Annotated in this window: 18 protein-coding genes; 14 read left to right on the plus strand and 4 right to left on the minus strand. The window is 47.6% G+C overall.

Translation table 11 applies throughout. The features are described 5' to 3' along the window. Positions 1-158: 158 nt before the first annotated feature. Positions 159-1,001: a 1,4-dihydroxy-6-naphthoate synthase gene (locus tag MKX75_RS05410; RefSeq protein WP_339168765.1), complete on the minus strand. Its 843-nt coding sequence runs from the start codon at positions 999-1,001 to the stop codon at positions 159-161. Beyond that, complete coding sequence (locus MKX75_RS05415) at positions 998-1,798, minus strand: futalosine hydrolase (RefSeq protein ID WP_339170356.1); 801 nt, start codon at positions 1,796-1,798, stop codon at positions 998-1,000. The genes MKX75_RS05410 and MKX75_RS05415 overlap by 4 nt, the downstream gene beginning before the upstream one ends. Before the next feature lie 1,315 nt (positions 1,799-3,113). Here MKX75_RS05415 and MKX75_RS05420 point away from each other — a divergent pair. From MKX75_RS05420 to MKX75_RS05470, 11 genes are all read left to right on the plus strand, one after another. Continuing rightward, on the plus strand, positions 3,114-3,503 hold the full coding sequence (locus tag MKX75_RS05420) for a GntR family transcriptional regulator (RefSeq protein WP_036606399.1): 390 nt from the start codon (positions 3,114-3,116) through the stop codon (positions 3,501-3,503). Further along, positions 3,496-4,398 carry an ABC transporter ATP-binding protein gene (locus MKX75_RS05425; protein ID WP_339168767.1) on the plus strand — a complete coding sequence of 301 codons (903 nt, stop codon included), beginning with the start codon at positions 3,496-3,498 and terminating at the stop codon, positions 4,396-4,398. Before MKX75_RS05420 ends, MKX75_RS05425 begins: the two co-directional genes overlap by 8 nt. Further along, on the plus strand, positions 4,373-6,400 hold the full coding sequence (locus MKX75_RS05430) for a hypothetical protein (RefSeq protein WP_339168769.1): 2,028 nt from the start codon (positions 4,373-4,375) through the stop codon (positions 6,398-6,400). The genes MKX75_RS05425 and MKX75_RS05430 overlap by 26 nt, the downstream gene beginning before the upstream one ends. A gap of 288 nt (positions 6,401-6,688) precedes the next feature. Then, a complete protein-coding gene (locus MKX75_RS05435) occupies positions 6,689-7,795 on the plus strand; it encodes a hypothetical protein (RefSeq protein ID WP_339168770.1) in 1,107 nt (368 codons plus the stop codon). A 71-nt stretch (positions 7,796-7,866) separates the two neighbouring features. After that, positions 7,867-8,901, plus strand: a complete 1,035-nt coding sequence (locus tag MKX75_RS05440; RefSeq protein WP_339168772.1) for an alpha/beta hydrolase — start codon at positions 7,867-7,869, stop codon at positions 8,899-8,901. 52 nt (positions 8,902-8,953) lie between these two features. Beyond that, entirely contained in the window at positions 8,954-9,490 is a 537-nt protein-coding gene (gene nikR / locus MKX75_RS05445) for a nickel-responsive transcriptional regulator NikR (RefSeq protein ID WP_339168774.1), read from the plus strand. Positions 9,491-9,778: 288 nt separating this feature from the next. Further along, positions 9,779-11,437: an ABC transporter substrate-binding protein gene (locus MKX75_RS05450; protein WP_339168776.1), complete on the plus strand. Its 1,659-nt coding sequence runs from the start codon at positions 9,779-9,781 to the stop codon at positions 11,435-11,437. Positions 11,438-11,479: 42 nt separating this feature from the next. Continuing rightward, positions 11,480-12,475: an ABC transporter permease gene (locus tag MKX75_RS05455; RefSeq protein WP_339168778.1), complete on the plus strand. Its 996-nt coding sequence runs from the start codon at positions 11,480-11,482 to the stop codon at positions 12,473-12,475. Continuing rightward, positions 12,472-13,476 (plus strand): ABC transporter permease, encoded by a 1,005-nt coding sequence (locus MKX75_RS05460; RefSeq protein ID WP_339168780.1) that lies wholly within the window; start codon positions 12,472-12,474, stop codon positions 13,474-13,476. Before MKX75_RS05455 ends, MKX75_RS05460 begins: the two co-directional genes overlap by 4 nt. Before the next feature lie 2 nt (positions 13,477-13,478). Beyond that, positions 13,479-14,435 (plus strand): ABC transporter ATP-binding protein, encoded by a 957-nt coding sequence (locus MKX75_RS05465; RefSeq protein ID WP_339168782.1) that lies wholly within the window; start codon positions 13,479-13,481, stop codon positions 14,433-14,435. Then, the gene (locus MKX75_RS05470; protein ID WP_062837364.1) at positions 14,425-15,036 is read left to right on the plus strand and encodes an ATP-binding cassette domain-containing protein; all 612 of its coding nucleotides are present in this window, start codon (positions 14,425-14,427) and stop codon (positions 15,034-15,036) included. The genes MKX75_RS05465 and MKX75_RS05470 overlap by 11 nt, the downstream gene beginning before the upstream one ends. A gap of 184 nt (positions 15,037-15,220) precedes the next feature. Here MKX75_RS05470 and MKX75_RS05475 read toward each other — a convergent pair whose 3' ends face one another. Further along, entirely contained in the window at positions 15,221-16,411 is a 1,191-nt protein-coding gene (locus MKX75_RS05475; protein ID WP_339168783.1) for a MalY/PatB family protein, read from the minus strand. A gap of 412 nt (positions 16,412-16,823) precedes the next feature. On the opposite strand from MKX75_RS05475, the gene MKX75_RS05480 reads away from it, so the two are divergent. Then, a complete protein-coding gene (locus tag MKX75_RS05480; protein ID WP_062832912.1) occupies positions 16,824-17,513 on the plus strand; it encodes a stalk domain-containing protein in 690 nt (229 codons plus the stop codon). A gap of 129 nt (positions 17,514-17,642) precedes the next feature. Here MKX75_RS05480 and MKX75_RS05485 read toward each other — a convergent pair whose 3' ends face one another. After that, the gene (locus MKX75_RS05485) at positions 17,643-19,658 is read right to left on the minus strand and encodes a S9 family peptidase (RefSeq protein WP_339168787.1); all 2,016 of its coding nucleotides are present in this window, start codon (positions 19,656-19,658) and stop codon (positions 17,643-17,645) included. A 523-nt stretch (positions 19,659-20,181) separates the two neighbouring features. On the opposite strand from MKX75_RS05485, the gene MKX75_RS05490 reads away from it, so the two are divergent. Together MKX75_RS05490 and MKX75_RS05495 are read left to right on the plus strand one after the other, a co-directional pair. After that, positions 20,182-20,739, plus strand: coding sequence for an STM3941 family protein (locus tag MKX75_RS05490; RefSeq protein ID WP_062832914.1), 558 nt, complete (start codon positions 20,182-20,184; stop codon positions 20,737-20,739). 44 nt (positions 20,740-20,783) lie between these two features. Beyond that, a complete protein-coding gene (locus tag MKX75_RS05495; protein ID WP_082762669.1) occupies positions 20,784-21,650 on the plus strand; it encodes an aldo/keto reductase in 867 nt (288 codons plus the stop codon). Positions 21,651-21,707: the final 57 nt, after the last annotated feature.

A 21,707-nucleotide genomic window follows, 5' to 3' on the forward strand; every position in this document is an offset into this window, starting at 1 on the left:
TGCTTGAGTGTGAGAGTTTATCGGCAATTTGAACGAGATTTAGCCGAATAAGGTGTCTGAGATTCGTTAGAATTCTCAAATCACGTTATTCGGCTAAATAAGATGTGTTGGGTTCGTTAGATATACAACGAATAAATGTATCTCAAATAAAAACTTTGTTAGATTCGCAACAGATCAAGGTTGAACTCGGGGACGAGTCCTTCTTTCATGGCACGACCAAGCAGTGCAGTGATTGCACCGTAACCATCATCGCCCAGATTAGCGCTGAACTCGTTAACGTAAAGGCCGATATGCTGTGCAGCTACGTCAGGGTCCATTTCTTGGGCATGTTCCATAACGTATGCTCTCGACTCATCCGGGTGCGCCCATGCATATTCAACCGAGGCGCGTGCCCATCCGGCGAGGGCATGAGCATCCATATTGCGACGTGCGATAATCGCTCCAAGCGGAATTGGAAGACCCGTATCACTTTCCCACCAGTTACCGAGATCTGTCATCAGTTTGAGGTCATAGTTCTGGTATGTGAAGCGTGCTTCATGGATGACAAGTCCGGCATCGATTTTGCCGTCACGAACAGCAGGCATAATCTGGTCGAATGGCATGACGACAATTTCGCCTACGCCGCCAGGAACATTTTGAGCTGCCCACAGACGGAACAACAGATATGCTGTCGAGCGCTCGCTTGGTACAGCAACTCGTCGTCCAGACAGATAGCCAGGATCGGTCGTGCCATTTGCGGTCAGAACCAGCGGACCGCATCCTCTGCCGAGTGCGCCTCCAGCAGGAAGCAGAGCATAGTCAGATAGCACGTACGGCAGCGCTGCATAAGATATTTTCATCACTTCAGGTGTATCGGGTCCATCGGGATTTGCCGCCAGACCATTGGTAATATCAATATCAGCATAACGGACATCCAGCTCAGGTGCGCCCGGGATCAACCCATGCACCCACGCGTGAAAGATAAATGTATCATTTGGACAAGGGGAAAATGCAATTTTCATGATGTAATAACCTCCCGTAAAATGGAACTTGCAGCCTGAAGCGCATCGAGGGCATCCTTGATGCGCCAAGCGTCGCGGTCGCGTGGACCGACCGCGTTGGATATAGCCCGCAGTTCGAGTGCTGGCACGCCGAACTGCTGGGCAGCTGTTGCCACGCCGAAGCCTTCCATGCCTTCGGCGGCGGCATCCGGCACGCGGCGCAATAGCTCCGCAGCCGTCTCCGCTGTTCCGGTCGCCGTAGACACGGTGACCGCAGTGCCTCCGCTGACAGCGAGCCCAGCCCGCTGCAGCTCATGGCGCAAGCGAGCGGCAAGCTCCGCGTCCGCCGCCACAATGGACGAGCCGAATCCGAGCTCGTCCACACTAAGGAAGCCGTCTGGCGTCTGCGAGCCCAGATCGGCGGCAACCATGGCGTCGGCTACCACGAGGGAGCCGACGTCTGCCCGGCCGGGGAACCCGCCGCCGATGCCGGCACTGATCACCAGCATGTAGGCTGGTGAACTTCCGGCTCCGGCAAGGGGCCCCGGCCTTGAAGATGTGGCAGATGTCTGTGCCACATCGGATGTGCTTGGCGCGGTGGAACCCTGCGCCAGCGCCTTAGTGCTCGCAGCCGCTACGGCATATGCCAATGTAGCGGCTGTTCCGGCTGCGGCCGAGGCTGGGCCAACGCCAGCAGCGATGACGTCAAAACGTTCTGCGGCCGTGTCTCCCAAACCGCGAAGGACCGCATCTTTTTCCGCATCAACCGCGGTTACAATTAACACACGTTGTGATGAATTTGCTTGGACCGGACTTATATCTGAAGTGTTTATTTCCCCGGTTAAATCCCCGTGGTGTCCACTATTTTCGAATGATGCGTTTGATTTATTATTCTGATCTTCATCTTGTCTATGTTCATTCATCTCGGATTCTCCTTATGAGGTATTAGGTATTAGAAGTGTAACATATGCCTCCATAGTATCTTTCTTACAACAAGCTTCTAGTTACACTTCTTAGGGTTACTACTTACTTCTATATTTTCGTGTATATATATAGTTCAGCTTATATAAATGGAATTAGGACATAGTTTTGTCCACTAGAAAAGGACATTTATCTTTATTTTGTCTTTCAAAGAGTGGACACTTTTTCTAAAAAGATACTATATCCATCCAGGAATAAGAAACACTACATATAGATGTTTTCAGACAAAAAATTAAAAATTATCTATATGTAGAATATCAATTCCGGAGTACTTTCTCATGTCTGTGTCCACCCTTTGAAAGACAAATATGCATTATGTATGCTCAGTGCGGACAGCGCGAGTTGGCGCTCCAAAAGGTAAGATAAACGATTGAAAAGGCCGAAGACTGTCCCGACCCAATCAACGCTAATCATATATCGGCCATCGGTTTTTCACCAACAAGCCAAACGAATAACGGGCGGAGTCTAGACTTGATCCCTACATAGTAACCCTTTTGTGTAAACTCATTTGTGCAAACCCGAATTTATGTAAATACACAGTTTTGCTAACTCTGGTAAGCTACCTGCTAAACAGCCACTACTGTGCAGACAATAGATCTATAACGCAAGACAACACAACACAACACAACATATAGAACGCATAACAGACCCAACAATCATTCAGATTAAACACGCACAAAAAGTAACAAAGATAAAGATAAAGATAAAGATAAAGATACAGTGATCATTGAACAATCACTTCATCTCCATCATAACGGAAGGGGAAAGACCTGAACAACCTTTACATGTAATTCTCTCAAAAGCGGTAAAACAAAGGTTTCGGGTAGCTAGCCACATCACTTCAAGTAGCAACATCTAGTCACATCTAGCTACATCGCTTCAGATAGCCGTTTTACCTCACTTCATGTGAATGCCACTCCTGATCTGAGCACCGTCCTAAGCTGGAATGAACCTGCCCCTAAAAAGTTATATATGTCAATTATACCATATGATCTATCTTTCTTAACGTACTCCGAATAAAACAAGAAGTCAAAGTCAACGGTTGACAATCCGATTTAACTGTATTAATAATAGTAGTACAGTTAATACACCTGAGATACAGTCATTTAAACAGATAGGTTATTTCACACATTTACAGAAAGGAGGTGCGGGATGTTCGAATTAGATGTACGCAGCCGTAAGGCGATCTACGAGCAACTGGTGGACAAAGTCAAAGAAATGATCGTATACGGTATTCTAAAGCCCGACGAGCAGCTTCCTTCCGTTCGTGCGTTATCCACGCAGCTGACTGTGAATCCAAATACGATTCAAAAAGCGTATCGCGAGCTTGAACGTGAAGGTTACATTTATTCTTTGCAGGGAAAAGGGAGCTTCGTATCATCGTCAGTGGAACATCCGAATGAAGCCATGAGAGATGAGATCAGAGAGTCTCTGGTGAAGTTGATTGCAGAAGCTTCGTATTCCGGTTTGACCAAGGCGGATATGACGCTTTTGTTTGAGGAAGCGATGGCCCGTATAGAGAAGGAGGAGCCTCATGATTGAGCTGAATCAAGTCGTCAAAGCGTTTGAACAGGAAAAGGCAGTGGATGGCGTAACGATGCACATACATAAGGGATCGATCTATGGTTTGCTCGGTTCCAATGGGGCAGGCAAGACTTCGCTGCTCAAAATGATGGCTGGCATTTACCGTCAGGACAGCGGGACTGTTCGTATCGAGGATACTGAAATTTATGAAAATATGTATCTCAAAGGTCGCACGGTTTTCATGGCCGATTCGCCCTACTTTTTCCCGCAATCTTCAATTACGCAAATGGCTACATTTTATCGTTCTGTCTATCCACGCTGGAATGAGGAGCGGTTCAAGCAACTGGCGACCGTGTTCAAACTGGATGTAAAACGCAAGCTGCATCGCATGTCCAAAGGCATGCGCCGTCAGGCAGCCGTATGGCTGGGGCTTAGCTGTATGCCTGAAGTGCTGCTGATGGATGAGCCGATTGACGGCCTCGATCCCGTCATGCGCCAGCAGATTAAAAACCTGCTGTTCCAGGAAGCAGCTGAGCGTCAAGTAACCATTGTCATCTCGTCACACAATTTGCGTGAGATCGAAGATCTGTGTGACCATGTGGCAATTATGCACAAAGGCCGAATTATTGTAGAGAAGGATCTCGATGATCTGAAGGCTGATACGCATAAAATTCAGGTCGCTTTTCGCCACCCGGACCATGCCAAAGCCATGGATGAGCAAGTTGATATTTTACATGAAGAGAAGCGAGGAAGCGTATCCCTGTACATTGTCAAAGGCAACCGACAACAGGTAACTGATCAATTCCGTGTACATGATCCGTATCTGCTGGATGTATTGCCACTAACACTGGAAGAAATCTTTATCTATGAAATGGAGGACGCAGGGTATGATATTCAACCGATTGTTCTGTAACCGGGGCATCCTGATCCAAAATTTCAGACAGCATGGATGGATAGGCATCCTCTACCTGATCACATTGTTGTTCTCGTTACCGTTATATATCGCTACCGAATACAGGGACGCGCCACAGCAGATTACAAGTCTGTTTCAAGCTAATGGTGAAGTGCAGATTCTGTTTGCCATTACATTGCCTGTAGCGGCTGGCATCTTTCTGTTTCGGTATATTCAGTCCGGTGCACCGTCTGATCTGTTCCATAGTTTGCCGTTACGTCGTAAACATCTATTAACGGTTAACTTGTTGACCGGATATGCCATGATTTTGCTTCCAATCTGGATTACAACTGCAATTACCGGCTGGGTATGGACAGTACTGGATCAACCTGCTTTTCTGTTCGATGGCAGCACGATCTGGATGTGGGGCTTGAGCATGAGCATCTACTCGCTATTTATGTTCATGCTTACTGTGGCGGTTGGCATGTGCATCGGGCAATCTGTGTTGCAGGGGCTTACCGTATACGCGCTCCTCTTGTTACCTGTTGTCGTATGGTTCATTATGTCACTTCATCTCCAGCATTATTTGCTTGGATATCCGTACGATGAATTGGGACGTAATGCGGAAGAAATGTCACTTGTTCTTCGCATGGCTTCAATCAGTTATGCTCCTATCACTAATGGAGAACTTATAATCTATTCGATATTCGCAATCCTGTTTATTCCTCTGACATATGTGCTTTATGCGAGAAGACAGGTTGAATCTGCTACGCAAGCAGTTACGTTTACTCTTGTGAAACCTATATTCCGATTTGGTTTAATGTTTACGTTGGTTCTAATTGGCGGAGCTTACTTCACGATTATTGCTCCAAGAGGATCAGCTGGATGGGGAATCTTCGGATATGTTCTTGGTGGAATTGTAGGTTATATCGTTGCCGAGATGATTATTCGCAAAACATGGCTGATCTGGAGCAGCAGGCTGCTGCCCAAGCTGATTCTGTATGGTATCGTCGCTGGTTTGGTATTGTACATCCCTATTGCCGACTGGAATGGATACGCTGCCCGAGTGCCTGAACTGAACAAAGTGAACAGCATCAAGCTTGGTGGGGAGCGTTATATCTATAGTAACGGTGTCAATCAGAAGATGGATGACGGTCACCTCTATTCCAATGATCCGGAATATATGGGGGCAGTTATCGCTCTTCATCAAAAAATTGTGGATTCCGATCTTCCTATACTGAATGATCCAATCAATCCAGGTATGCGTAATGATGAGTATGTATTTATTAACTACAAGCTGGATAACGGCAAGGTGATGAAACGTAAATACTATATTCCAGAAGCCGAATTCCATCAGGAATTAATGGCTCTGAAACAGTCCCAGGATTACAAAAGAGTCGCCTTTGAAACGTATAAGCTGGAAGAGGATGCACTAAGTTTTGGCATTCGCTCTTCCACTAGTTCATACCGAAAGGTGTACATTAGCAATCCGGAGCAAGTCCGTGAATTCAAGGAACTCTTGAAACAGGACATCTTGGACCAGACCTATGAAGAACAGCGCTCGCCGTGGCAGTCGTTTGCTTACGCGGAGATGAATCAGGACTCTACTTCGAAAGATCCATCTCAACCGAGGGAGATGTGGAACTTTGAGATCAAACCTAGCTATGATCGGGTATTGGCTTGGCTGAAGGAGAACAAATTATACGATCAGTTGCTTGTCCAAGCAGACGAGATTATCTCCGCACAGTTTGCGAAGCAGGAGATCAACAGTCCGGGTTTTCTTCAGTGGGCGAATCCGCAGCCAGAATATATCGATGGGAGTCTAAGCATCAAGAAGCAGGTAGCAACCCAAAACAAAGAAATCATTAGCGATTTGCTCAAACGTCAACGGTCTGGTTATAAAACAGAGAAAGATACCATCTACCAGATCAAGTTGAATGTAACTCGTGGCGAGAACATCTATATGATGCTAAAAGAAGAAGATCTAACCGAGGGAATGAAAGCTATTTTGGTCAATCAATAAGCTGAGCTGTATACGTTGTTGATTAAATGCGGGAAGGGTTCTCCCGTTGATCGAAGGGTTGATATTAGACCAGTCAAACTAGCATGACTTGACCAGATCCAGTGAATGGAATATATTAGAAAAAGGAAAAGTTCGAGCGACTCGTTCAATCGAATCTCATATGGAACGGCTTATGAGGGAAGCACCCGTAAGAGCAGGCAAATGCCTGACTTGCGGGTGCTTTTTTTGTCGTTCGCTTATTTTGTTGCGATTCTGCTAAATATTTTAGAAGAAAGGGTGTAGAGACGGATGCATACAGAAGCGTGGAAGGAAACGATAAATGAACAGGAGGCAATGGTATGTTGTTCTTCCCTATTGGAACGAACAAGCTCACATAACTTCATTGAACATCACGGATTATTGGAAGGAACCAAGGGTCGAAAGTATATCGAAGATATAGCTACAGAAGATATAGCTTTAATGGAGACGAGTGACATTCTATTTCCTCCTCCCATAGCAGCTAGCCATACTCACATGATGCAACAAAGTAACGTCCAACGTGGTCAATTGCCATCGTTCGCTCGTCTTATTTTCGGAACACGTCTACTTATAGGGCTTGTAATTCTGTTCAGCGCAGGCACAATTTATTTTGCTTCCACAGCCGAGGCAGCGGGTATAGATCTTGGCGTAACCGCGCAGAAAGCTTGGGATTCCGTTCTGAACAAGGCAGATGCACAGACCAAATTAACCCTACAACGAGCGTACGAGAAAGTGGGGAGCTGGAAGACACAAGAGCAAGCTTGGGAACAAAAAATAAAGGCACTTCATGCCACCAATACCACGGAATTGGAACGATTGCGTGTAGAAATAAGACAAACTGACGACGCGAAGATCGCAGCTCTAGCTGAAAAGGTAAAGCAAACCCAAGCCCGTTATGAACCACTATTCGCCCTCTATAGTTCAGTCAATAGACAGCTGGATGCAGCCAAAGCGATCAAAAATAAGGAATGGAGTGCAGCGATTCGTACGCAGGCCGACACATTAAGACCCGTTGTACAGCTTGCCAGAGAAGACATTCGGATCAAGAAAAAGGAGCTTGCCGAAGCACGTAAACGAAAGACCACGGAAGTAAAACGTTTGCGAGCTATTCTGGCGGGGACCGATTCGGTGAAGAAACAGATTCAAACGGCGAAAAAACAGGCGAGCCTGGCGAAAGAACGATATTCAAACGCACTGCAACAGTTCAAACAGAGTACAAAGCAAGGCCAAACATCACGTGTACTCAGCTCATTGAACGGATTGGCTTCTGCAACAGAGAAGTGGGCAGGCTCAAAACAAAATATCCACACACTGGAGCAAAAAGTATCCTCTACATACGTGAAAGTCAGACAGGAAATCGCCAAGAGACCCAAATAAGAGGAAACCCGGTTCACTCCGCAACGTACACCACTTTAGATGTAAAGACGCTTCAATGATGAGGGAACGAGGTGGAGCTGTTGCAGTCGAAGTTGGAAACGAAACGGGCGGGGAGAACAGGTTTTAAACGTAAAAGGTACTGGATTCCCATTCTAGTCCTAGTCTTGATTACAGGTTTTGTTGGAATCGGTGCTCAACTAACACCGAAAATCACGATATTTTTACTGAAATCAGGCTTTGAACTTGCCAGTGCAGACAAGAACAGTAACGAAGCTGTTATCTCCGAAGGAGTAACACGTGTTGCGGATGTGCCCTATGCAGACGAAGGTCGTAATGACAGTACAATGGATATCTATTATCCTTCCGTAACATCAGAACCTTTGCCTGTCGTGCTGTGGGTTCATGGTGGTGGATGGGTCTTGGGAGACAAAGCGGACATCACAGATTATGCCGTACAATTAGCCAAACAGGGCTACGTTGTGGTCAGTATGAATTATGCGCTCGCACCGGGTACGAAATATCCCATTCCCGTGGTTCAGACGAATCAGGCTTTGACTTACGTGAAGAACCATGCCAGTGAATTCCAGGGTGACCCGAAAAAAATATTTCTCGCAGGCAATTCGGCAGGTGCCCAGATCGCAAGTCAGACTGCGGCCGTGGTGACGAATCCATCCCTCGCCAAGCTGATGAATATAACGCCAACCACCCAGCCGGAAGAGTTACGCGGGGTCCTTTTATTCTGTGGACCTTACAATCTGAGCACGGTAGCGGAAACGGGATTTCCGCTCATACGGACATTTCTCTGGTCATATACCGGAGTCAAAACATTTGAAGAGTACCCGCGTCTGGATGAAATGTCTACCGTGTTTCAGGCCACAACAGAATATCCACCTGCCTTTATTACCTCAGGCAATGATGACCCATTGACCAGTCAATCGATTGAACTGGCACAAGTCTTGAAGCGACTTGATGTTGATGCGGAAACCTTGTTCTTCTCGAACTCATCCGAGAAGCTGGGGCATGATTATCAATTTGATCTGGAGACTGAAGCTGGACAACAGGCGATGCATTCAGCAGTACGCTTTTTGCAACAGTATAGTCGATGAGCAGACAAGTCTGTGGTACACTCGAAGCAAATGAGGGCGCAGGAGGAGAAGCATGGCAGATAAAGAAGATTTGACCCGGTTCGGGGTGGCGTTTCCGACACCTTTGATTGAACAGTTTGATCAGTATATTGAGGAACAGGGGTACAAAAACCGATCTGAGGCTTTCCGTGATCTTGTTCGAAAAACATTATTGCAACCCTCTGCACTGCAATCCGAGCAGGATGTGGCTGGCACCATTGTAATGGTCTACGATCACCATATTAGTGATCTTCCGATCCGCTTGATGGAGCTCCAGCACGAGGCGCATCATGACATTATTTCCAATATGCACGTGCATCTGAACCATGACCAATGCCTTGAGGTAATTGCAGTACGGGGGAATCTGGGACGATTGCGTCATCTGCATCAACAGATCCAGGTGCAAAAAGGGGTATTGTATGCAGAGCTCTCCGTGACTTATGTGGATGAACTTAACAAACTGGCTCATGCTCAGAGCAGCGGTCAGGATCACAATCCGAATCAAAGCCTGGATCATAATCACAGTGCGGGTCAGCATGGTCACAGTCATCATCATCGCTCTGCGGATTAAGACGAATTGCGAGTGTAATTTCTATGAAAATATAGCGAATCTAAAGAACAGACCATTGGTTAGGTGCCAACCGTCTGTTTTTTTGTCGTCTGTTATAATACCTGACTTTATAGAACGGTATAGATGCTCGTTAATATAACTTTATAATTATAAGTTCGATAATATGAAAATATTTGGATTTTGAAGTCAACTTTATTGACATGTGGTTTGTGTTTTGTGCTACAATTTCCGTAAAAAGTAACACGAAACGAATGAGAGTAGCACAAAAATAGAGGGGGAACGACGAGAATGGGCAGATTTTCATGGAGATGGGGAAAACGAAAAGGTAGAACAGGATTAGGCATCTTGCTTGTATGTTCCATTGGTTTATCTGGTTGTGCACAGGGCACAGCGCCAACAGCTTCATCAGCAGAGAATGGACAATCAGGTACAGCCTTAACCAAAGATGAATTGGTGCTGGCCGTTGGCACAGAGCCGGAAGGTGGGTTTGATCCAACAACCGGATGGGGGCAATATGGGTCACCACTTTTCCAGAGTACCTTGCTGAAGCGGGATGCCAAGTTGCAACTGGTTAACGATCTGGCAACTACATATTCTGTTAGTGAAGATGGTCTGGAATGGACAGTTACGCTTCGGGACGATGTGAAGTTTTCGGATGGGGAGCCTCTAACGGCTGAGGATGTGAAATTTACATTTGAAACAGCTGCCAAGAGTGGGTCCGTGATTGATTTGACCAATATGGCTGATGTGAAGGCACCCGACGATCGAACGGTTGTATTCACACTGAAGTCGCCGCAGTCCACATTCATCAGTCTGCTGACGACACTTGGCATTGTGCCTGAACACGCCTATGGTGCCGATTATGCAGAACATCCGGTCGGATCAGGACCGTACAAGCTGGTTCAGTGGGACAAAGGACAACAGGCCATCGTTGAGGCTAATGAAGAGTATTACGGAAGCAAGTCCGCGTTCCACAAACTCACTTTCCTCTATCTGGATGAAGATGCGGCCTTTGCCGCTGCACAAGCAGGTACGGTGGATATCGCTGCTATCCCGGCAGCGTTTAGCAAGCAACAGGTGAATGGCATGACATTGGAGGCTGTGAAAACCGTAGATAACCGGGGGATCATGTTCCCCATGCAACCTACTGGTGCCAAGTCGGGCGATGGTTTTCCCGCAGGAAATGATGTGACATCCGATCTGGCCATTCGCCAAGCGGTGAATGTCGTGATTGATCGTAAGGCTTTGGTCGAGGGCGTACTGGAGGGGTACGGTCGTCCGGCTTATTCCGTAAGTGATGACCTGCCTTGGAGCAATGCGGAAGCAGTATTTATGGATGCCAGTCTCGAAGAAGCGAAGCAGATTCTGGCCGCTGGTGGCTGGGTAGATGCGGACGGTGACGGTATCGTGGAGAAAAACGGCGTCAAGGCCGAATTCAATCTGCTTTATTTTGCAGGTGATTTAACAAGACAATCTCTGGCGTTGGCTACTGCGGATATGGTTGCCCAGGCGGGAATTAAAATCAATGTGGAAGGCAAAAGCCGTGAAGAGACGAAAAAAATGGCTTACTCCAACGCTGTATTATTTGGTTGGGGCAGTCATGATCCACTGGAGACGTATAACCTCTATAGCAGTACTCACAAGGGAGAAGGATATTACAATGTAGGACTGTACAGTAATCCTGTCGTGGATTCTTGGATGGACAAGGCCCTTCAGGCAACAAGTGAAGAAGAGGCATTGCCGTTCTGGCAGAAAGCCGAATGGGATGGAACAACAGGTTTCAGTTATCAGGGTGATGCACCATGGGCATGGCTCGTAAATATAGATCATCTGTACCTGGTTACGAATGGACTGAACATTGGCGAGCAGCAGATCCATCCCCATGGTCACGGCTGGCCGGTGACAACCAATCTGGAGGAATGGTCCTGGGATAACAGTACAAAGTAGGAAACGTAGCGGTAGCTTTAGCCTGAATTGGGGAGAGATTGGATGACAGGCAGGAATGGATGGGCCAGATTTGTTGGTTTTAAAATGTTGCGACTTGTATCCTTATTGGTCGGAGTCAGTGTGTTGTCTTTTATATTAATGCAATTCTCTCCAGTTGATCCGATCGAAGCCTATATTGGTGGAGACATGATTAGAGTAAGTGCCGAACAGCGCAGTCTTATCGAAGAACGATGGGGATTGAATGAATCCCCTACAGAACGATTGCTCACTTGGGGACAAGCGCTGATTCAGGGAGATCTGGGAACATCGATGATTTACAGACAACCTGTAGCAGATATTATTCAGGAACGGTTCATGAATTCTGTCACGCTTATGGCTGTAGCCTGGCTATTATCCGGCATCTTCGGGTTCGCTCTTGGGGTAGTTGCTGCCATGAGACGTGATTCGAAGCTAGATCGCCTGATCTGCTGGTATTGTTATACGCTGGCTTCCACGCCAGTATTCTGGATTGCGCTGTTGTTGTTGATGGTATTTGGTGTGTGGCTTGGCTGGCTTCCAGTTGGCCTTGGGGTACCCGCAGGAATGTCAGCTGATCAGGTCACATGGGGAGATCGGGTTATTCATATGATTTTGCCAGCGTTGACTCTCAGCCTGACTGGGGTAGCTTCAATCGCTTTGCATACCCGGCAGAAGCTCACGGATGTGCTGGAGTCAGATTATATTCTGTTCGCGAGAGCGCGGGGTGAGCGTGGATTTCAGCTGTTCCGTCGACATGGGTTCAGACATGTTGTTTTACCAGCCATAACACTACAGTTTGCTTCATTCAGTGAACTGTTTGGTGGGGCTGTGCTTGCAGAACAGGTATTTTCATACCCCGGGCTGGGTCAGGCAACGGTCCAGGCGGGGTTACGCGGTGATGTTCCACTGCTGCTAGGACTTGTGATGTGCAGTGCAATTTTTGTTTTCACAGGTAATATGGTGGCCGACATTCTGTATCGCTTGATTGATCCGCGGATGAATGAGGAGCTGATGTCATGAAGCAGACGGTAGAACGCTCCTCCGAGCAGACGAGAGAATCAGTGGAAGTACAGAAAGTGAACACTGCAACTCAAGAGGCAAGGGGCAACATTAATCTGGAGCTGTTGCAAGCGGGGGCTGAAAAAGAAACACGCCAAACGAGAAAAGGTTATGCGGGTACCAACAATAACAACCAACATTTCCGTAATCCTCGAAAAAAGGCTTTGATCTGGGGCAGTTTCGCCGTGATCTGGATTGTCATCGTGTGGTTGACAGGCAGACTGCTTCCCGCTAGTTCTACGCTGACTTCATTAATGGATCGGAATTTGGCTCCAACCTGGGCGCATCCATTTGGCACAGATTGGCTCGGAAGAGATATGTTCATGCGCACGTTAAAAGGATTGGCAACCAGCATTCAAGTGGGATTGCTTGCTGCATGTGGTGGTGGAATGATCGCAATGTTATTGGGTTTGGCTGCCGCTTCAAGCAAGGCTGCTGACCGGGTGATCTCATGGATTATCGACCTGTTCCTGAGTGTACCTCATCTGGTATCGCTGGTTATGCTGGCCTTTGTATTTGGTGGAGGTTTGGCAGGAGTGGCGGCAGCGATTGCGCTGACTCACTGGCCGAATCTGGCCCGGATTGTAAGAGCGGAGATGATTCAACTGAAATCCGCAGAATACATTCAGATTTCACATAAGTTAGGTCGATCGCGGATACAAATTGCGGTGCAGCATATGCTGCCACATCTGGTCCCGCAACTGTTCGTGGGCGTACTGCTAATCTTTCCCCATGCGATTCTGCATGAGGCAGCCATTACGTTTCTGGGGCTGGGGTTGTCCCCGCAACAACCGGCAATTGGAATTATTTTGTCAGAGTCGATGAGATATTTATCTGCTGGCATGTGGTGGCTTGCCTTTTTCCCGGGACTGGCACTGTTGCTGGTTGTTCGTGCGTTTGATGTATTGGGCAACAGTCTGAGGACATTGACGGGGACAGGTAGTTCAAGGGAGGTGAGGTAAATATGGCTCTTCTTGATATTGAGGGAGTATCGGTGTCATTTCGGCGTGCTCGTGGTTGGTCTGGACAAGAACAGATTGTTGTCATTCAGAATCTGGATCTTTCCATAAACGAGGGCGAGATCGTGGCTGTTGTAGGTGCAAGCGGATCGGGTAAAAGTGTGCTGGCGCAGGCCATCATGGGCATTCTGCCTGTCAATGCCAAGTTGGAAGGTAGAATTAGCTATGAAGGCAAGCCTTTAACCCCAGAGCGGCAGCTTCATCTGCGTGGAGACGAACTGGTGTTGATCCCGCAATCCGTCAGTTATTTGGACCCGCTGATGAAGGTGGGGAGACAAGTTCAGCCGGTAACCCAAGATGTGGGAAGGAAGCGCAGATTCATGACTCGATCCCACTTGAAAAAGACGGAGCAGGAGCTGACGGATCGTTATCATCTTCCTCAAGGAACAGCCGGGAAATACCCGTTTGAGTTGTCCGGAGGTATGGCAAGGCGAGTGCTGATGGCGACAGCGACCTCGGGTCAGCCCAAGCTGATCATTGCAGATGAGCCGACACCAGGCATCCATCCCGAAGTGCTAGCCGAGACGATGAAGCAATTTCGCGAGCTTGCAAATCAAGGCGTAGGTATCCTGTGGATTACGCATGATGTTACGACGGCCCTGACGGCCGCTGATCGCATCGCTGTATTTTATGCGGGTACCAATGTAGAGACGGCGCAGGTGCATGATTTTAAAGGGAATGGAGAACGTCTGCGTCATCCATATACGAAAGCGCTCTGGAATGCGTTGCCGCAGAATGGATTTCAGCCACTCCCAGGCTCCCAGCCATTGGCAGGTCAAGAGATCACGACAGGATGTTCATTTGCTCCCCGATGTAATGCAGCAACCGCTGTATGTACCCGCGAACGTCCAGAGCTTCGTAAGGTTCGGGGCGGAGAAGTGAGGTGTTTCCATGTCACTTGAAGCACGGGACGTGAGTTACCGTTACGATCCGAAATCGTGGGTGTTCCAGCAGATGAATATGCAGGTGCAACGGGGAGAAGTGGTGGGCTTATGGGGACCGAGTGGCTGTGGCAAAACAAGCCTTGGGCGCATTCTTGCAGGATATGCCGAACCCGTGGCAGGACAAGTACTTCTGGATGGGAAACCACTTCCTCATACAGGAGTATGTCCGGTTCAGCTGGTGTTCCAGCACCCGGAGAAAGCCGTGAATCCACGCTGGCGAATGCGTCGTGTACTTCAAGAAGCGGCTGTGCAGGATGAGCAGTTGCTCGAAGCTTTGGGTATTCAGCAGACCTGGTTGGACCGTAGACCGAGTGAATTATCCGGTGGAGAACTGCAGCGTTTCTGTGTGGCGCGAGCACTTGGGACAGCGACACGTTACGTGATCGCAGATGAGATGACAACGATGCTGGATGCGATCACGCAGGCACAGATCTGGCATACCGTGATGGAAGTGGCTCGCCAGCGTGATCTGGGATTACTGATCATAAGCCATGATCGGGATTTGCTGAACAGGTTGTGCGACAGAATTACACCGATGCCGATATCGATGTCACTGTAATTTTAAATATGTTCGAATAAACAAAATGATCAAATACAAAAGGGGAGCCCCTTGTTCAGTCATTGACCATGAATGTGAGTCATGGACTTGACTACGGGGCACCCTTTTTTTATTTTGACAAATATTCACCATTTAACGAACAGTATACGTTATGTTCGCAACGTACATAGATCTAACTAACAGTTTATTTGCCCGACACATTGCTTAACAACACAGACAATCTGCGCATGGCCTCTTCCACCGTAGAACGTGGACAGGCTACATTAATGCGCATGAATCCTGTGCCCTCTGCTCCAAAGATGCTTCCGTCATTGAAAGCAAGCCTCGCTTCATGAAGCAGCATGTTGCATAGTTGTGCATGTGGGATATTCAGCTCCCGGAAATCCATCCATAACAGATAGGTTGCTTCGGGCAGAACCATTTTGATCTTTGGCATATGTTCCGCGACATATTGCTGTACATACTCCATATTCCCACGGATATATGCAAGGCACTCATCGAGCCATTCCTCGGCACCGTTGTAAGCCGCTTCGGTTGCAACAGCTCCCAACGTACTGATACTGGCAAGTCCCATCGTTTTTACACCCTGCGCGAACGATTCTCGCAACCTGGCGTTAGGAATGATGATGTTGGATGTGCAGAGGCCAGGAATGTTGAACGTTTTGCTTGGAGCCGTACAGATGATACTTAGATCAGAGACGGCGTCCGAGATCAGGGTCAGCGGTGTATGAGCTCCGCGGTGATGAACAAGATCAGCATGAATTTCATCCGAGACGATTAGTACGTTGTATTGCAGGCACAGCGACGTGAGCCCTTCAAGCTCCTCTCGAGTCCATACCCGTCCAACCGGGTTGTGAGGGCTGCACAGAATTAGCATTTTGACCCGACCCGTCTGCAAGCTGGATTCCAGTTGTTCCAGATCCATCGAGTAATGACCGTTATTCTCTACCAAAGGATTGGTGATCAGTTCACGGCCTTGACCACGTACGACTTCATAAAAGGGAGCATACACCGGAGTCTGGATGACCACTGCATCTCCCGGCTCTGTGAATCGTTGTACAGCAATACTTAGCGCGGGCACAATACCAGGAGTGAATACGATCCAGTCATCGTTAATTTTCCAATTGTGGCGCCGTTCCATCCATCCTGCGACAGCTGCATGATACGCCTCAGTCCGTACTGTATAACCAAAAATTCCGTGCTCCATCCGTGTTTTCAGGGCCTGAATAACGGATGGTGGAGCAGCGAAATCCATATCGGCCACCCACATCGGAAGCGCATCAGCAGCGCCGAAGATATCCTCAAGCGCATCCCATTTCTCTGATCCTGTAGAAATCCGGTTAATAGACTGGTCAAATGTACTGTTATTGTTCATTGCATAAATCCCCCTTGAATTCCGTTCCTTCGACCACAATCGACAAACAATTATCTAATACATTGGTTATTTTCGCAACTATTATGCGTGTATGAGAGCTTCATATATATGGTCCGAAATTCGGGACTTTATTCATATAAGAACAAATTAACGAGCCAGGGAACAGCAGGCATACAACAAAGACTATTTTTGTACGCCCCAGGTCCTGTTTTAGCCATTAATCGTTTACATCCTCTTACCAGATGCTATTATATTGCTAACATTTGATGGAACAACGGGCTGTTATCCGAATAAGCTCGTACCCATACATGATGAGCATAACTACATGAGCCTTTTGCTTACATCGAGTGATCATCATGAATCGTAAGATGTATGCAAAAGGCTGACATTTGAATTCAGGAGGCGTATTGGGATGAAAAACAAGAAGTGGTTAATTGCTGCGGGTGTGTTTGGCATGGTGTTGACGGGATCGGCAGGCGTATATGCAGGTACACAACTGGAGACGATCAAAGCTTATCTGAACCATGGGCTCGCCATCGAAGTGAACGGACAGAAATTCACACCGACAGGTGATCAGGGCAAAAAGCTTGCGCCAATTACGTATCAAGGCAGTACATATCTTCCCGTTCGTTCCATTGCAGATGCGTTGAAGACCGAAGTGAAGTATGATGCTCAAAACAATAAAGTAAGCATCGGCTCTTCAAGCTCTTCTGGTGGGTCAACATCCACAGGCAACAGTGGATCGACATCGCCATCCACAGGTACGAACACACAGGCGGCAGGCGTGAAGTCCAAGTATCTGCCAGCAGATTTCCCGTTACCGAAGGATGCGAAGTCAACCAGCCTCATTGAGAACATAATGGATGGTAACAAAAAAGTAGTGCTCACTTACACAACCAAAGAAACATTACTAACCGTTGGAACATCCTACAAAGACTACTACCAGACCAAAAATCTGAGTCAGAACACTCAGGATATCCAGGCAGACGGCTTCAGCATCGTGGGTCGTGAAGATGGTAAATATGCCGTAACCATCACGGGTTCTGTGTCTGCAACCAACAAGGATCTGAATGAAATCACCGTGGTGTGGGGCGAAGAGTAATCTTCCCTTCTATAAAAGACGAACAGCGAAAGCCGCCCGTTGAAATCGTAACAGATTTCATTGGACGGCTTTTTTGGTTAAATCCCTATCTGGTTCTATACACTGAATTATTAATCTAAATATTAGTCCTTACAGGTACTCGTTAAACCATCCGGCAATATGCTCCAGACGGCGTACCCTCAAGTGAGGATGACCTCCCCGAGACAACTCATGGTTGGCACCTGGGAAACGAACAAGACGGGTGATCTGTTTGCGTCGTTTCAACGCAATGTATAACTGCTCGGCCTGTTCAATCGGACACCGCAGATCCTGTTCGCCATGTAAAATGAGCAGCGGAGTGCTTACGTTGCCGACATAAGCGAGCGGAGAATGTTTCCACAGCTTTTCCGTGTCATCCCATGCGTTACCGCCAATCTGGTCTTCCGTGAAGAAATATCCAATGTCACTTACGCCGTAGAACGATAGCCAGTTAGAGATGGAACGCTGGGTAACAGCGGCCTTAAAGCGGTCCGTGTGTCCAACAATCCAGTTAGTCATGAAGCCTCCATAACTACCGCCGGTTACACCTAGTCTGGACTCATCGATAAACTCATATTGGGATAGGACGTAATCCACGCTCTCCATGAGATCGCGATAATCGCCACCACCGTAATCTCCGCGACAGGCATCTACAAACTGCTGCCCGTATCCGAGGCCACCGCGTGGATTGATGTATACAACAGCGTAGCCTTGTGCGGCGAGAATCTGGAACTCGTGCATAAATGTAAAACCATACATCATGTGCGGGCCGCCATGAATCTCCAGAATGGTCGGGATTTTGACCCCGTCGACCATGCCATGAGGTTTCATGATCCACCCTTGCAGCCGCAGGCCATCTGAGGAATTGAACCAGAAGGTTTCCGGTGTACTAAGGTGGATCTCATTCTCAAGTTGTGGATTGCTCCGGGTGAGTTGAATAGGCTCTACATCGGAATTTTCCGGTTGTTCATATACATAGAGATCACCAGGACTGCGTGTATCCGCAACAGCGGCAACGATCTGCCCGTTTTCCAACTCGGCAAATTGATAAATCTCCCGTTCGTCAGGCCATATATAGTCGGCACTGCTGCCGTCTCGTGCGAATTTGGCGATGCGTACACTACCATGGATCGTCGCTAGACAGAGGATGGACGAACCATCCCGACTGAATACAGGCCCCGTGGTTGTCAGATGTGAACGCATGTCTCCGACAATGCTGTGATTCAACTGTACGTCCCAATCGGTACTCAGACATACGAGCTCACCACCTGATATCTGAAGGGTGTACAGCTTCACAAGTGTGGCATTTCCATAGGAACGGTCACTGGCGAGCAGTGCCAAGGATTTTCCATCCGGTGCGAAAGTCAGTCGGCTGAACGTATATCCTTCCGGAGTTATCTGCTGCACATCTGATCCGTCTACCTTGGCAAGGTAAATATGATTGGTCAGGGTGTAATCGTTATGCTCCTCGCCTTCTTCGGGCATCTGTGCAATCCATGCGATGGATGTTCCGTCCGGTGACCAGACATAGTCTCCAACGTCATAATGACCTGTAGTTACCGGGGTTGCTTCCGCGTCCAAGTCGATTGATGGAATGGTGAAAAGATGGGCACGTCTTCCGTTCCATAATCCGCCGGCATCTGACTTCATGCGAATTCGGTCTACAACATGTTCTTGCGGCAGTTTATGTTCATCGTCTTTAGGATCTGTAGGTTCTAAGTCTTCTTGTCCGCTCATATCCACGGATGATTTCACAAGTAAGGTATGACCATCCGGTGACCATAGCAGGGAACTGACGCCATGTTTCAGGTGACTGATTTGCTGTGCTTCTCCGCCATCTGATGCGATAATCCACACTTGGGATTTACCATCAACCTCTCGTATAAAAGCAAGCTGAGTCCCATCTGGCGACCAGGCAGGGGAATGATCCTTCTCTCCATAAGTAAAGGGTCTGTCCTTTTGACTCCCCAGATGAAGCAGTCTTAGGTGAGAACAATAACCGTCACGTGCTTCATTCGTTTTCCGGCTTACATATACCAGTTGTCCGCCTTGAGGGGACGGAGTTGGATCGTTAACCCATGTAATCTGATAAAGATCTTCCGATGTTATGCCGCGCTGACTCATCATTGTTTGTCCTCCCACCATGAATTAGAATTGGCTAATTTCCTAACCTTTCCATTTATATTAACGGAAAGCTAGGGACAGGACAATAAGTGTAATGAAGGAGGGTAAGACATTTAACAATGTATATTAATTGAATTAAATTTTTGCACGTAACGTAGAGGACAGAAATAACCTGAAGAAGCGGAGCGTTCGCCTTTATCCCCGGATTTTCACTTTGAAAAAGTGGAATCGAAAAATCTGGGGATAACAGCGATCGGAAGGTTGTTCTGTCATCAGAGTGACCCATGCAAACATTCTTTGTTCAATTCATATAGGTGTGGTAAAAGGATTTGCTCGGAGGATGACGAATCCTAATGTTGAATAAGCGCAGAAATGATGAAAAATGGTCTTAATCTAAATGTTTAACATGGGTGAATTTGGTTTAATGGACAATGCAATTCCTGTTCTATATTCAGGTATTCGATTCATAGCAATTCGTTTATATATAACACTTATGATTCAGTCGCAATGGAGGAGGAACGTCACGTTGAGCACATCCTATGAGCAGCATGTGGAATATCCAAACCGAAAACGAATGGCGTGGCTTACGGCAGGGGCAGCACTTTTTGTGGCAGCCGGATTTTTTTTGATTTTTGATGGTTCCTCAGTTACGAATGATTCCATCCTTTCGGGTGTGATTGGTGTTCTTTCCATTTTGTTTTTCGGGCTATGTTTCTGCTACAGTCTGGTAAAGATGATCAAGAAGGAACCTTCTTTTGTGATCGATGAGGATGGGTTCGTGGATGCATCTTCTTATACCGCAGGAGGAGCCGTGGCCTGGAGAGATGTTGAAAATATTTTTATGTATGAATTAATGGGTCAGAAAATGATCGGGGTCAAACTGCGAGATGAGAAAGCCTATTTGGATCGCCAGAATGGGATGAAACGCAAGTTGATGACGGTCAACAGCAATATGGTCGATGCGACCATCAGCGTTGCCCAAAGTAGCCTCACATTGCCACTGGATCAATTGTATATCATGATGATGAGCCATTGGAGACATGTAAATGATAGCATGATTCATGATTCGTATAGTCGTCATTAGAGAGATCACACTGTCCATAGAGTCTTCAGAATGGAGGAATATAGATGATGCATGGTAATGCAACTCGCACGATTCTACTTCCAGATGGAACTGCCCTGCCTGCGATAGGACAAGGCACATGGAACATGGGAGAGAAGCAATCCAGCCGGGAAGAAGAAGTACGGGCACTGCGTTCCGGTATTGAACAGGGACTGACCGTGATTGATACAGCGGAGATGTATGCAGAAGGCGGGGCAGAAGTTGTTACGGGAAAGGCTATATCGGGCTATCGTGACGAAGTCTTTCTCGTATCCAAAGTGTATCCCCATCACGCGGATCGCAAGCAGATGATTACAGCATGTGAGCGAAGTCTCAAGCGCTTAGGAACAGATCGCCTGGATCTGTATCTGCTCCATTGGCGCGGAGGAGTGCCACTTGAAGAGACGGTTCAGGCTTTGGAACAATTGAAGCAATCCGGTAAAATTCTGCGTTGGGGTGTATCGAACCTGGATACAAGGGATATGCAGGAGTTATGGGGCCTGCCGGAGGGTGCTCAATGTATGGTGAATCAGGTGTTGTACCATACAGCCTCGCGTGGTATCGAACATGAGCTGCTTCCCTGGATGCGGGAACGACGTGTTCCGGTCATGGCGTATTGTCCACTGGCCCAAGGTGGCAGACTTCGAAGTGAATTGTTGGAGCATCCGGTCATTCGAGAGATTGCACAGGGTCGAGGAGTCACGACTTCGCAGATCGCATTAGCCTGGGTGATCAGAGACGGAGACGTAATGGCGATTCCCAAGGCGGTACAACTGAATCATGTGGCAGACAATGCGGCAGCAGTGAACATCGTTTTGACAAAAGAGGAACTGACCCGGTTGAATGAGGCATTCCCTGCGCCTAATGGCAAGGTACCTTTAGATATCGTGTGAAATAAAACTAATTAAATTATGCAGAGCAGATCTTCACGATCTGCTCTTTTTTTGTGT

It is taken from the genome of Paenibacillus sp. FSL R5-0341, assembly GCF_037975235.1.
GTDB lineage: Bacteria > Bacillota > Bacilli > Paenibacillales > Paenibacillaceae > Paenibacillus > Paenibacillus amylolyticus_A.